Origin of the sequence: Streptomyces mesophilus, from assembly GCF_011044995.1 — a bacterium.
Lineage (GTDB): Bacteria > Actinomycetota > Actinomycetes > Streptomycetales > Streptomycetaceae > Streptomyces > Streptomyces mesophilus.
This window is the reverse complement of sequence record NZ_JAAKZW010000237.1, coordinates 1-12,205: the sequence shown is the minus strand read 5'-3', so window position 1 is coordinate 12,205 and position 12,205 is coordinate 1. Positions and strand designations below refer to the sequence as shown.

The following is a 12,205-nucleotide window of genomic DNA, read 5'->3' as shown; positions in this document are numbered from 1 at the left end:
GGGTGTGGGGATGTCGGGGGTGCCTGCGGTGGGCGGGAGAAATCTGGGTTGACGCAAGATCGGTGGGGCGGCTTGGGTGCAGACATGTCAGACCTGCGTATCGAGAAGCCCGTTCACGATGCCGCACTCGCCGACTGGCGCCGGGTGCACAACACCGTCATCCCCGCCCATCCGCTGTCCCTGGCCGACGCGCGGGACCGGGCGGTCCGCCACCATCTGGAAGTGGCCTATGCGGGCGAGGAGTTGGTCGGCTGCAGCACTGTTCGCCCGCCGGTCGAAGGCTCACGCACGGCGACCGTGATCGCCCGGATCCTGCCGGTGCACCGGCGGCAGGGGTATGGAACCGAGCTGTACCGGCGAGGGCTCGAGCGGGCCAGGGAGCTGGGCGCCGAGACGGTGGAGACCGTGGTCCTGTCCTCCAACGAGGACGGACTCCGCTTCGCCGAGCGGCACGGATTCGTGGTGCTCGAGCGCTACACGCTGCCCGGGTCGCCCGTCGAGTGGGTCGATCTGCGGCTCGCCTGACCGCGCAACGCACGGGGGCCGCCGCCCGAAACGGACAGCGGCCCCCGTACGTGGTGCGGGATCAGTACGTGTAGAACCCCGAGCCCGACTTCCGGCCGAGGCGGCCCGCGTCGACCATCCGCTGGAGCAGCGGGGGAGCGGCGTACAAGGGCTCCTTGTACTCCTGGTACATGGAGTCCGCGACCGAGTGGACCGTGTCCAGGCCGATCAGGTCCGCCAGCTTCAGCGGTCCCATCGGGTGGGCGCAGCCCATCTCCATGCCGTTGTCGATGTCCTCGCGGCTCGCGATCCCCGACTCGAACATCCGGATCGCGGAGAGGAGATACGGGATGAGCAGCGCGTTGACCACGAAGCCCGAGCGGTCCTGGGCGCGGATGGCGTGCTTGCCGAGCACCTTCTCCACCGCGACCTGGGCGCGCGCGAGCGTGCCCTCGGAGGTGGTGAGCGCGGGGATCAGCTCGACGAGCTGCTGCACCGGCGCCGGGTTGAAGAAGTGGATGCCGATGACCTGGTCGGGGCGCGAGGTCGCGACGGCGAGCTTCACCAGCGGGATGGAGGAGGTGTTCGAGGCGAGGATCGCGTCGGGGCGCGTCACCACCTGGTCGAGCACCTGGAAGATCTCCGTCTTCACCTGCTCGTTCTCCACCACGGCCTCGATCACGAGGTCACGGTCGGCGAACTCGCCGAGATCCGTGGTGAAGGTCAGACGCGACAGCGTGGCGTCCCGCTCCTCCTCGCTGATCTTGCCGCGCTCGGCGGCCTTCGCGAGGGAGTTGTGCAGCCGGGTGCGGCCGATCTCCAGGGCCTCGCCGGTGGTCTCGGCGACCATGACCTCCAGGCCGGCGCGGGCGCAGACCTCTGCGATGCCCGCTCCCATCTGGCCGCAGCCGACGACTCCGACGCGCGCGATGTCGCCCGTGCCCAATGCAACGTCTGTCACATCGTCCCTTTCGTGCTCCGGGTCGGCAGGGTCCCGATGGATGTTCGGCACCTGCCCCGATGTACCGACGTTACTCCGCGTTCACTGGTGCACAGTCGGTCGGGGCGGCATGCTGTGGCACGTCCCACGGGACAACAGGTGCTGTCCGGTGCTGTCCGGGCATAGCGAACAATTCGATACAAGAGGTGGCATACGTTGCGTATGACGCGCAGGAGTTTCACGGTGGCGGGTGCCGCTGCACTCTTCGGGGCGGGACTCACCGGGGATGCCGCAGCGGTCGATGTCGCGGTCGAGGAGCGCCGCCGGCCCCGCAATACGGCCTTCCGCGGGATGTGGATCGCGAGCGTCGCCAACCGCGACTGGCCCTCGAAGCCCGCGCTGCCCGCCGCGACCCAGCGCGCCGAGCTGCTCGCGCATCTCGACACCGCGGTACGCCGACGGCTGAACACCGTGATCCTCCAGGTGCGGCCCACGGCGGACGCGTTGTGGCCCTCCGACTACGAACCGTGGTCGGCGTACCTCACCGGAGTCCAGGGCCAGGACCCCGGCTGGGACCCGCTGGGCACCGCCGTCGACGAGGCGCACAAGCGCGGCCTCGAACTGCACGCCTGGTTCAACCCGTATCGCGTCGCGGGCCACGCCGACCCGTCCCTGCTCTCGCCCGACCACCCCGCGCGCAGCAACCCGGACTGGCTCGTCACCTACGGCGGGAAGCTCTACTACAACCCGGGGCTGCCCGAGGTCCGCGAGTTCGTGATGCGGGCGATGCTCGATGCCGTACGCAAATACCCCATCGACGCCGTGCACTGGGACGACTACTTCTATCCGTATCCGGTCGCGGGCCAGGTCTTCGACGACGACGCGGCCTATGAGCGCTACGGCGCGGGCTTCGCGGACCGCGCGGCCTGGCGCCGGGACAACACCGATCAGCTGGTACGCGGGATGGCCGCCGCTATCCCGAAGGTGCGCAAGGGCGTGCAGTTCGGGATCAGCCCGTTCGGGGTGTGGCGCAACAAGGCGACGGATCCGCTGGGTTCGGAGACCACCGCGGGTGTGCAGACCTACGACGACCTGCACGCCGACGTCCGCAAGTGGATCAAGCGCGACTGGATCGATTACGTCGTGCCCCAGCTGTACTGGAACATGGGCTTCGCACCCGCCGACTACGCCAAGCTCGTGCCGTGGTGGGCCGAGACGGTCGCGGGCACGGACGTCGATCTGTATCTCGGCGAGGCCCTCTACAAGGCGGGCGATCCCGCGCAGCCCGCACCTTGGCAGGATCCCGCCGAGCTGTCCCGGCATCTGTCGTACGCGAGCAAGTACCGGCAGGTGCGCGGGCATGTGTACTTCGCGGCGCGTGAGGTGGCGGCCGATCCGATCGGGGCGATGGCGCGGGTCGTGGCCGACCACTACACGCTGCGCTGAGGGGTGTTCAGTCGCGGGTCCTGTGCCGTACGACGGTGTCGGGGCCCGGCGACATCAACGTCTCGTGACCGTCCTCGAAGCGGACCCTGAACGGGGGAGTGCCGTTGGGGCCGAGCACCTCGATGACCTCCGCGACCCGGTCCTGCTGACCGACGACCCTGCCGTGCACCAGCAGCATGTCGCCCACACGTGCGTGCATCGGGAGTGCCCTCCTTGGCCTGCCGGGGAGTTGCGATCCGTGGCGGCAAGTGTACGGCGGGTGGCGGCAGTTGGGACCCCGCGCGGCTCGGCCGGAGTCCCTGTGCGGACCGGCCGGCGTACCCTGTGCGACTCGGCCGGCCCGCCCCGCTTCAGCCGCGGGCCCGCTGGGTCACCGCGATACAGATCAGCACGGCCACGGCGGTCAGCGGCGCGGCGGCCGTCATGCTCTCGCCGAGCAGGGACACCGACCACACCAGGGTGAGCAGCGGCTGCGCGAGCTGGAGCTGGCTGGCCTTGGGGATACCGATCGCCGCCATGCCCCGGTACCAGACGACCAGGCCCACGAACTGCGAACCCACCGCCACCCACAGCAGGCCGGTCACGGCCTTCGCCGTCAACTCCCAGGGCTCGTACGACAGAGCCACCGCGGACGCGGGGAGCGCGAGGGGCAGACAGGCCACCAGGGCCCAGCCGATGACGTGCCAGCCCGGCATCACCCTGGCCAGCCTGCCGCCTTCGGTGTACCCGGCGGCGCAGATCAACAGGGCCCCGAACAGGTAGAGATCGGCGCTGGTCAGGGCGCCGCCGCTCTGCTGGACGGTGAAGGCGATCACCGCGGCGGCCCCGAGACAGGCCGCCGTCCAGAAGGTGCGCGAGGGGCGAACTCCCGTGCGCAGGGCGGACAGCGCGGCGGTGGTGAGCGGCAGCAGGCCGACGACGACCGCGGCGTGCGAGGTCGTGGAGGTCTGCAGGGCGAGCGTGGTGAGCAGCGGGAAACCGATCACGACACCGGCCGCGACGACAGCCAGGGAAACCCAGTGCTCGCGGGCCGGCGGCTTGATGCGCAGGGCGAGCAGACAGCCGCCGGCGATCAGTCCGGCGAGCGCCATCCGCACGGAGACCAGCGACCAGGGGCCGAAGCCGTCAAGTCCCCATGCGGTGGCGGGGAACGTCAGCGAGAAAGCGGTCACGCCGGCGGCGGCCAGGAGGATGCCGGTACGGGTGGAGTCGTGGCCCGTGCTCGGGACGGTGACGGGGGTGCCGGGGGTCCCAGGGGTGCCGGGGGTCCCAGGGGTGCCGACCGCTATCGTGGTCGGGCGAGTAGCGCTATCCTGTGCTGTCATGCAAGAGCGTAGCAGTGTGGGGGAATTGGCGAACAGCCTGCGTGGCGAGCTTCATCGCTACTCACCTGGTGGAAAGCTCCCGTCCAGTCGGACGCTGATCGAGCGCTACCGTGTGAGCCCGGTGACCGTCTCCCGGGCGTTGGCGCAGCTGGCCGCCGAAGGTCTGGTGGTGACGCGGCCGGGCGCGGGTGCGTTCCGCGCGCAGACGCGTACCGCTGTCGAACCGGTGGGTGACACCTCCTGGCAGGAGGTCACCCTCAGCGCGCAGGCGGCCGCCGAGCCGCGGGCCGTGGACGCCTCCGGAGTGCTGGCCTGTCTGGCCCAACCGCCCACCGGGGTCATCGAGTTCAACAGCGGCTATCTGCACCCCTCGCTCCAGCCGGAACAGGCGCTCGCCGCCGCCCTCGGCCGTGCCGGACGCCGTCCTGGCGCCTGGGGGCGGCCGCCCATGGACGGGCTGCCCGAGCTGCGGGACTGGTTCGCACGCGGCTGCGGCGGTGCCGTCACCGCCTCCGACGTGCTGATCACCTCCGGCGGCCAGACCGCCCTCACCACCGCGCTGCGCGCGCTCGCCACGCCCGGCACCCCGGTCCTGGTCGAGTCGCCCACGTACCCCGGTCTGATCGCCATCGCCCGCGCCGCCGGGCTGCGGCCCGTGCCGGTGCCGGTGGACACCGACGGGGTGCGGCCCGAGCTGCTCGCGGACGCGTTCCGGGCGACGGGGGCGAAGCTGTTCGTCTGCCAGCCGCTGTTCCAGAACCCGACGGGCGCGGTGCTCTCGGCGGCCCGGAGGCCCGAAGTGGTGGGTACGGCAAGGGAGTTCGGAGCGTTCGTCGTCGAGGACGACTTCGTCCGGCTGCTCGCCCACGACGACAGTGGTCCGCTCGCGCCGCCGATGATCGCCTCCGACCCCGACGGGGTGGTGGTCCACGTCTGCTCCCTCACCAAAGCGACCTCGCCGTCCTTGCGCGTGGCCGCGCTCGTGGCCCGCGGCCCGGTCCTCGAACGGCTGCGCGCCATCCAGATCGTCGACCACTTCTTCGTCCCGCGCCCGCTCCAGGAAGCCACCCTCGAACTGGTCGGCGCACCCGCCTGGACCCGCCATCTGCGCACCGTCGCCACGGAGTTGCGGACCCGCAGGGACCAGATGGCCACGGCACTCCTGCGCGACCTGCCCGAACTGGCCCTGCCGCACATCCCGTCCGGCGGCTACCACCTCTGGCTGCGTCTGCCCGACGGCGCGTACGGCCGGGGCGGCAGCTCCGTCGAGTCCGCGCTCGCCTCCGCGGCGCTGCGCGCGGGCGTCGCGATCACCCCGGGCCGGCCCTATTTCAGCGCCGAACCCCCGGCCGGACATGTCCGGTTGAGCTTCGCGGGGCTTGCGGGACCGGCGGAGATCACGGAGGGGGTACGGAGGCTGCGTACCGCATGGGACGAGGTGACCGGAGGGTGACCGGCCGCCGGGCAAATCGACTCGCGTCCGCGCGTCCCCCGATGCGAACCTCGTGCCCATGACCGACTACGTGATCTCCACCGACCCCTCGCGCCTCGACCCCGCCAAGATCCACCAGTGGCTCTCCACCGATGCGTACTGGGCGCTCGGACGCAGCCGCGAGAAACAGGATCAGGCCATCGCCGGGTCGCTCAACTTCGGGGTGTACGACCCGGTTTCCGGCGAGCTGGTGGCGTACGCACGGGTCGTCACGGATCGCGCCACTTTCGCGTGGCTCTGCGATGTATACGTGGATCGCGCCGTACGCGGCAAGGGTGTCGGTGTCGCCCTGGTCGCCGCCGTACGCGAGGAGCTCGAACCGTGTGGGCTTCGTCGCATCCTGCTCGCGACCCACGACGCGCACGGGGTGTACGCGAAACAGGGCTTCGCGCCGCTCGAGCACCCCGAACACTGGATGGCGCTGCAGCTGCAACGGCCCTGATCGCGGCCGGGTGGCTCTTGACCTGCGGAGCGGCGCGTTCCAACATCGCCGCATGCATGTTCGGGTCACGCTGATCGCCGCCGCACGCAGCTCACCGCTGCTCACCGAGCGCTTCGACGACGACCGGCCGCTCGACCAGGCCGGCTGGCATGAGCTGCAGCTCGCGGCGCACACCCTGGTGCCGTACGGGCGGGCCGAGCTGCGCTACTGCTCTCCCACGCCGCGCAGCCGGGCGACCGGCGACGCGCTCGGCTTTGCACCCATGGCGCAGCCCATGCTCAGCGACTGCGACATGGGCCGCTGGCGTGGCCGCACACTCTCCGAGGTCACGGCACGTGAACCGGCCGCGGTGGACGCCTGGCTGGGCAACCCCCGCTCGGCTCCGCACGGCGGCGAATCGCTGCTCGCGTTCATCTCCCGGGTGGGCCGCTGGCTGGACACCCGCCCGGTCGGCGACGGCTCGAGCATCGTCGCCGTGGCCGAGCCCGGGGTGGTCCGCGCGGCCCTGGTCTACGCCCTCAAGGCACCCCCGGCGACGTACTGGAACATCGACGTGCCCCCGCTCTCGACAGTCACCGTCACCGGCCAGGCGGGTCGCTGGAGCCTGCGCCTGGCGGGGCGCGCGGCCTGATGCCGCACCGGGGCGCGCGGCCTGATGCCGCACCGGGGCGGGCGGCCTGATGCCACGCTGTGGCGCTCCCTAGGATCGCGCCATGGCCGATGACTTCACGACCGCATGGCAGGCCCTCGATCCGGCGGCGCGCCGCTGCCTCGAGCTCGCCCACACCTCCTTGCGCAGCGGGGGCCTCGCCTGCGGTGCGGTGCTCACCGACGCATCCGGCGCGATCGTCGCCGAGGGCCGCAATCGCGCGTACGACCGGCCTGGCGGCACCGATCCCCTGCAGGGGACTCCGCTCGCCCACGCCGAGACGAATGCCCTGGCCCGGGCGCGTACGGAATGGGACCTCGCCACGCACACGCTCTGGTCCAGCCTCGAGCCGTGCGCGATGTGCACGGCCGCCGCGGAGTTCACCGGCGTCGGCACGGTGCGGTACGTGGCGCGTGATCCCTGGGCCGTCGCCGGCGAACTGCCCGTTTCGCCGGGGCAGCCGCTCAACTCGCCGGTCTGGGCGGTGAGTTCCGCACTCCTTTTCCTGCGGAGCGCCTACGAGCTGCGCGGCCCGGACGCCGAGGTGCTGCGGGAGAACGAGCGCCGTGCACCGAAGGTCGTAAGGCTCGTCGCGGACCCGGAATTCGTGCGGGCCGGTGAGGCGGGCGAGCTGTTCGCCGCGCTCTGGAGCCGTATCCGGGAAGCGGCCGGCGCGGCAGGGTGACGGCGGCCACCCGGGGCCCTTTATGCCGGGGCCGCTCAGTTCGCGGCCGTGCCCACCACCCGCTCGGGCGTGATCCGGATGACGATCCGTACGACCTCGGGCCCCAGCTTCAGCGCCCAGTCGCCCGCACCGGGCCCCTCGTACTGCTCGTCGAGCTCGATGGTGAGCCGGCGGCCGACGTCCTCGGAGACCGTGGCCGTACCGCGCACCTCGACGTACTGCTGCGGATCGGCGGCGTCGTACACGGTGAGGCTCACGCGCGGATCGCGCCGCAGGTTCTTGTCCTTGCGCCGCCCCGCCTGCGAGGCGATCACGAGGTCGTCACCGTCGAGGCCCACCCAGACGGGCGAGGTCTGCGGGCTGCCGTCGGGGTTGAGCGTGGCCAGGATCGCGGGATTCGGAGCTTCGAGAAGCCGGCGGGCGGCCGCGCTGAGGGTGAGAACCATGATCGTCAGCCTAGGTCCGTGCCGGACGCCGCGACAGGGGTGCGCGGACGAATGTTCGCTTCGGGCCGAGGAGGCCCTTTCGGAACCCGGGGTCGAAGGAGATATCTTGATGTCGAGTAATCTCGACCGACGACGCAAGCAGACGACGCTATGCAGACGTGGAGCGGAGCACCCGGTGACTGACTCGACCATCATCTATACGCACACTGACGAGGCCCCGGCCCTGGCGACCCATTCGTTCCTGCCGGTGATCCAGGCGTACGCCTCGACGGCCGGCGTCAGTGTCGAGACCCGTGACATCTCGCTGGCCGGGCGGATCATCTCGCAGTTCCCCGAGTACCTCGAGGAGGGCCAGCGGATCCCGGACGCCCTCGCGGAGCTGGGCGAGCTGGCCAAGACGCCCGAGGCCAACATCATCAAGCTGCCGAACATCTCGGCCTCGATCCCGCAGCTCAAGGCCGCCGTCGCCGAGCTGCAGGGCCAGGGCTACGCGCTTCCCGCGTACCCGGACTCCCCGAAGAACGACGAGGAGCGCGAGATCCGCGCGCGCTACGACAAGGTCAAGGGCTCGGCCGTCAACCCGGTCCTGCGTGAGGGCAACTCGGACCGCCGCGCCCCTGCCTCGGTCAAGAACTACGCCAAGAACCACCCGCACCGCATGGGCGCCTGGACCCCCGAGTCCAAGACCAACGTGGCGCACATGACCGCCGACGACTTCCGCTCCAGCGAGAAGTCGGCCGTCATCGCCGAGGCCGGCGCCCTGCGCATCGAGCACGTGGCCGCCGACGGCACCACGACCGTTCTGCGCGAGTCCGTCCCCGTCCTCGCGGGCGAGGTCGTCGACGCCTCCGTGATGCACGTGGCCGCGCTGCGCACCTTCCTCGGTGAGCAGATCGCGCGCGCCAAGGCCGAGGGCGTGCTGTTCTCGCTGCACCTCAAGGCCACGATGATGAAGGTCTCCGACCCGATCGTCTTCGGCCACGCGGTGCGCGCCTTCTTCCCGAAGACCTTCGCCGCTCACGGCGAGACGCTCGCCGCCGCCGGCCTGTCCCCGAACGACGGTCTGGGCGGCATCCTCAAGGGCATCGAGTCGCTGCCCGAGGCCGCCGAGATCAAGGCTTCCTTCGAGGCCGAGCTCGCCGAGGGCCCCGAGCTGGCGATGGTCGACTCCGACAAGGGCATCACCAACCTGCACGTGCCGTCCGACGTCATCGTCGACGCCTCGATGCCGGCCATGATCCGCACCTCCGGCCACATGTGGGGCCCGGACGGCCAGGAGGCCGACACCCTCGCGGTGCTTCCGGACAGCTCCTACGCCGGCATCTACCAGGTCGTCATCGACGACTGCCGTGCCAACGGCGCGTACGACCCGTCGACCATGGGCTCCGTACCGAACGTCGGCCTGATGGCGCAGAAGGCCGAGGAGTACGGCTCCCACGACAAGACCTTCGAGGTCGCCGCGGCCGGCACCGTCCGCCTCGTCGACACCGCGGGCAACGTGGTCCTGGAGCAGGAGGTCGCCGAGGGCGACATCTTCCGCGCCTGCCAGACCAAGGACGCCCCGATCCAGGACTGGGTCAAGCTCGCCGTCACGCGCGCCCGCGCCACCGGCGACCCGGCCGTGTTCTGGCTGGACGCGGAGCGCGCGCACGACGCGGTGCTCATCGAGAAGGTCAAGAAGTACCTTGCGGACCACGACACTTCGGGTCTGCAGATCGAGATCCTGTCCCCGGTCGAGGCGACGGCGTTCTCCCTGGAGCGCATCCGCCGCGGCGAGAACACCATCTCGGTCACCGGCAACGTGCTCCGTGACTACCTCACGGACCTGTTCCCGATCCTCGAGCTCGGCACCAGCGCCAAGATGCTCTCCGTCGTCCCGCTGATGAACGGCGGCGGCCTCTTCGAGACGGGCGCCGGCGGCTCCGCCCCGAAGCACGTCCAGCAGCTGGTCAAGGAGAACTACCTGCGCTGGGACTCGCTCGGTGAGTTCCTCGCGCTCGCGGTCTCCTTCGAGCACCTCGCGACCACCACGGACAACGCCCGCGCCCAGGTCCTCGCGGACACCCTGGACCGCGCGACGGCCACGTTCCTGGAGCAGGACAAGTCGCCGACCCGTCGCGTCGGCGGCATCGACAACCGCGGCTCGCACTTCTACCTGGCCCTGTACTGGGCCCAGGAGCTGGCGCAGCAGACGGCCGACGCGGACCTCGCGAAGGACTTCGCGGCGCTCGCCGAGTCGCTCTCGGCCAACGAGCAGAAGATCGTCGACGAGCTGCTCGCCGTCCAGGGCAGCCCGGCCGACATCGGCGGCTACTACCAGCCGGACGCCGCCAAGGCGTCCGCCGTGATGCGTCCGTCCGCGACGCTGAACGAGACGCTGGGCACGCTGGCGTAACGCACACGGTTCGTTTCACCGGGACCGCCCCGGCCGGAGTTCTTCTCCGGCCGGGGCGGTCTGCGTTGTCGGGGGCTTTCCCGGTCGACGCGCTGTCGACTTGAGACGAGACGGGTCGTCTTGTAGGGTGGCGCCATGCGTCACTACTTCTTTCTCTGAGTCCGGGCACGGCCCACGCCGCCGTTTCTGCTGCCCGTAGACCCCTCGTATCCAGGGAAAGAACCATGCGCGACCGCGCTCCTACCGCCATGCCCGCTGTCGTGGCGCAGCTGTCCGTCAAGGACGTCACCAAGTCGTACGGCACCCGGACCGTCCTCGACCAGGTCACCTTCACCGTCCGCCCGGGCGAGAAGGCCGCCGTCATCGGCGAGAACGGCTCGGGCAAATCCACTCTCCTGCGGTTGCTCGCCGCGGCCGAGACGCCCGACTCCGGCGAGATCACCCTCAGCTTCCCCGGCGGCGTCGGCCACCTCGCCCAGACTCTCGACCTCGACCCGGACTGCACGGTCCAGGACGCCGTCGACCTCGCCCTCGCCGAACTGCGCGCCATGGAGCGCGGGCTCCGCACGGCGGAGGAGACGCTCGGCGACGCCTCCGAGGCCGAACTGGCCGCGTACGGCGAGCTGTTGATCGCGTACGAGGAGCGCGGCGGCTACGAGGCCGACGCCCGCGTCGACGCCGCCCTGCACGGGCTCGGGCTCGCCGGGATCACGCGCGACCGCGTGCTCGGCACGCTCTCCGGCGGCGAGCAGTCCCGGCTCGCGCTCGCCTGCGTCCTGGCCGCCGTCCCGGAACTGCTGCTCCTCGACGAGCCGACCAACCACCTCGACGTGACCGCCGTGCGCTGGCTGGAGGAACAGCTGCGCGCCCACCGCGGCACCGTCGTCGCGGTCACGCACGACCGCGGCTTCCTGGAGCGCATCGCCACCACGATCCTCGAGGTCGACCGCGATACGCGCTCCGTGCGCCGGTACGGGGACGGCTGGGCCGGCTACCGCACGGCCAAGGCCTCCGCCCGGCGCCGCGCGGAGCAGGACCATGCGGAGTGGGTGGACGAAGTCGCCCGGACTGAGGAGTTGTTGGAGGCCGCGGGGCGGCGCCTCGCCGGCATCGGCAAGGACCCGGGGCAGGGCTTCGGCAAGCACCGCCGCTCCCACGAGGCGAAGCTCGGCGGGCAGGTGCGGGCGGTCCGCGAGCGCCTCGCGCAGCTGCGGCGCAATCCGGTGGCGGCGCCGCCGGTGCCGCTGCGGTTCACCGCGGGGCTGCCCGCCGTGGCCGGTTCTCCGGCCGCCGCCCATGCCCTGGTCGAGTGCGAGGACGTACGCGTGGGCGAACGGCTGTTCCTGGACGGCCCGTTGACCGTCACGCCAGGACAGCGACTGCTCGTCACCGGCGAGAACGGGGTCGGCAAGACGACGCTCCTTCGCGTTCTGGCCGGCGACCTGGAGCCGGCCGCGGGCACGGTCCGCCGCTCCGCCAGGATTGGATACCTGGCGCAGGAGCTGCCCGTACGCACCACCCGGCTGCCACTCCTCGCGGCGTTCGCGGCCGGACGGCCGGGACTGCCCGACGAGTACGCCGACGAACTGCTCTCCCTCGGCCTGTTCCGCGAGGAGGACCTGCACGTCCCGGTGGCGGCCCTGTCCGCGGGCCAGCAGCGGCGGCTGCAGATCGCGATCCTGGTGACGCGGCCCTGCGACCTCCTCGTACTCGACGAGCCGACGAACCACATCGCGCTCGATCTGGTCGAGGACCTGGAGGCCGCGCTCGCCGCGTACGCGGGGGCAGTTGTCGTGGTCTCGCACGACCGGGACTTCAGGGAGCGGTTCGTGGGAGAGCGGCTGGAGCTGCGGGGTGGGCGCAGGGTGTGACGCCGGGGAG

General features: G+C 71.3%; 12 protein-coding genes. 8 read left to right on the top strand and 4 right to left on the bottom strand.

The window, feature by feature from the left end:
• Nucleotides 1-84 precede the first annotated feature (84 nt).
• A complete protein-coding gene (locus tag G6045_RS34185; RefSeq protein ID WP_165336085.1) occupies nt 85-525 on the top strand; it encodes a GNAT family N-acetyltransferase in 441 nt (146 codons plus the stop codon).
• A gap of 61 nt (nt 526-586) precedes the next feature.
• Here the strand turns inward: G6045_RS34185 and G6045_RS34180 are convergent, their stop codons facing one another.
• The gene (locus G6045_RS34180; protein ID WP_165336084.1) at nt 587-1,465 is read right to left on the bottom strand and encodes a 3-hydroxybutyryl-CoA dehydrogenase; all 879 of its coding nucleotides are present in this window, start codon (nt 1,463-1,465) and stop codon (nt 587-589) included.
• Between the two features lie 201 nt (nt 1,466-1,666).
• Here G6045_RS34180 and G6045_RS34175 point away from each other — a divergent pair, with 201 nt between their 5' ends.
• The gene (locus G6045_RS34175) at nt 1,667-2,890 is read left to right on the top strand and encodes a glycoside hydrolase family 10 protein (protein ID WP_165336083.1); all 1,224 of its coding nucleotides are present in this window, start codon (nt 1,667-1,669) and stop codon (nt 2,888-2,890) included.
• 7 nt (nt 2,891-2,897) lie between these two features.
• On the opposite strand, the gene G6045_RS34170 is transcribed toward G6045_RS34175, so the two are convergent.
• A complete protein-coding gene (locus tag G6045_RS34170; RefSeq protein ID WP_165336082.1) occupies nt 2,898-3,089 on the bottom strand; it encodes a DUF1918 domain-containing protein in 192 nt (63 codons plus the stop codon).
• Nucleotides 3,090-3,240: 151 nt separating this feature from the next.
• A complete protein-coding gene (locus tag G6045_RS34165; RefSeq protein WP_165336081.1) occupies nt 3,241-4,215 on the bottom strand; it encodes a DMT family transporter in 975 nt (324 codons plus the stop codon).
• On the opposite strand from G6045_RS34165, the gene G6045_RS34160 reads away from it, so the two are divergent.
• The 4 genes from G6045_RS34160 to G6045_RS34145 all read left to right on the top strand — a co-directional run bounded on the left by G6045_RS34160 (nt 4,214) and on the right by G6045_RS34145 (nt 7,483).
• Entirely contained in the window at nt 4,214-5,668 is a 1,455-nt protein-coding gene (locus tag G6045_RS34160) for an aminotransferase-like domain-containing protein (protein WP_165336080.1), read from the top strand. The genes G6045_RS34165 and G6045_RS34160 overlap by 2 nt on opposite strands.
• A gap of 58 nt (nt 5,669-5,726) precedes the next feature.
• Nucleotides 5,727-6,149, top strand: a complete 423-nt coding sequence (locus G6045_RS34155; protein WP_165336079.1) for a GNAT family N-acetyltransferase — start codon at nt 5,727-5,729, stop codon at nt 6,147-6,149.
• A 52-nt stretch (nt 6,150-6,201) separates the two neighbouring features.
• Entirely contained in the window at nt 6,202-6,780 is a 579-nt protein-coding gene (locus tag G6045_RS34150; RefSeq protein WP_165336078.1) for a histidine phosphatase family protein, read from the top strand.
• Nucleotides 6,781-6,862: 82 nt separating this feature from the next.
• On the top strand, nt 6,863-7,483 hold the full coding sequence (locus G6045_RS34145) for a nucleoside deaminase (RefSeq protein WP_165336077.1): 621 nt from the start codon (nt 6,863-6,865) through the stop codon (nt 7,481-7,483).
• Between the two features lie 35 nt (nt 7,484-7,518).
• Here the strand turns inward: G6045_RS34145 and G6045_RS34140 are convergent, their stop codons facing one another.
• Nucleotides 7,519-7,929 (bottom strand): PPOX class F420-dependent oxidoreductase, encoded by a 411-nt coding sequence (locus G6045_RS34140; protein WP_165336076.1) that lies wholly within the window; start codon nt 7,927-7,929, stop codon nt 7,519-7,521.
• 175 nt (nt 7,930-8,104) lie between these two features.
• On the opposite strand from G6045_RS34140, the gene G6045_RS34135 reads away from it, so the two are divergent.
• Nucleotides 8,105-10,324 (top strand): NADP-dependent isocitrate dehydrogenase, encoded by a 2,220-nt coding sequence (locus G6045_RS34135; protein WP_165336075.1) that lies wholly within the window; start codon nt 8,105-8,107, stop codon nt 10,322-10,324.
• 248 nt (nt 10,325-10,572) lie between these two features.
• Complete coding sequence (gene abc-f / locus G6045_RS34130; RefSeq protein WP_408056396.1) at nt 10,573-12,195, top strand: ribosomal protection-like ABC-F family protein; 1,623 nt, start codon at nt 10,573-10,575, stop codon at nt 12,193-12,195.
• The last annotated feature ends 10 nt before the right edge of the window (nt 12,196-12,205 follow it).

Coding starts and splice junctions, on each gene's coding strand:
- G6045_RS34175 (WP_165336083.1), top strand. CDS start 1,667: ATGACGCGCAGGAGTTTCACGGTGGCGGGTGCCGCTGCACTCTTCGGG.
- G6045_RS34150 (WP_165336078.1), top strand. CDS start 6,202: ATGCATGTTCGGGTCACGCTGATCGCCGCCGCACGCAGCTCACCGCTG.
- G6045_RS34170 (WP_165336082.1), bottom strand. CDS start 3,089: ATGCACGCACGTGTGGGCGACATGCTGCTGGTGCACGGCAGGGTCGTC.
- G6045_RS34160 (WP_165336080.1), top strand. CDS start 4,214: ATGCAAGAGCGTAGCAGTGTGGGGGAATTGGCGAACAGCCTGCGTGGC.
- abc-f (WP_408056396.1), top strand. CDS start 10,573: ATGCCCGCTGTCGTGGCGCAGCTGTCCGTCAAGGACGTCACCAAGTCG.
- G6045_RS34145 (WP_165336077.1), top strand. CDS start 6,863: ATGGCCGATGACTTCACGACCGCATGGCAGGCCCTCGATCCGGCGGCG.
- G6045_RS34140 (WP_165336076.1), bottom strand. CDS start 7,929: ATGGTTCTCACCCTCAGCGCGGCCGCCCGCCGGCTTCTCGAAGCTCCG.
- G6045_RS34185 (WP_165336085.1), top strand. CDS start 85: ATGTCAGACCTGCGTATCGAGAAGCCCGTTCACGATGCCGCACTCGCC.
- G6045_RS34165 (WP_165336081.1), bottom strand. CDS start 4,215: ATGACAGCACAGGATAGCGCTACTCGCCCGACCACGATAGCGGTCGGC.
- G6045_RS34155 (WP_165336079.1), top strand. CDS start 5,727: ATGACCGACTACGTGATCTCCACCGACCCCTCGCGCCTCGACCCCGCC.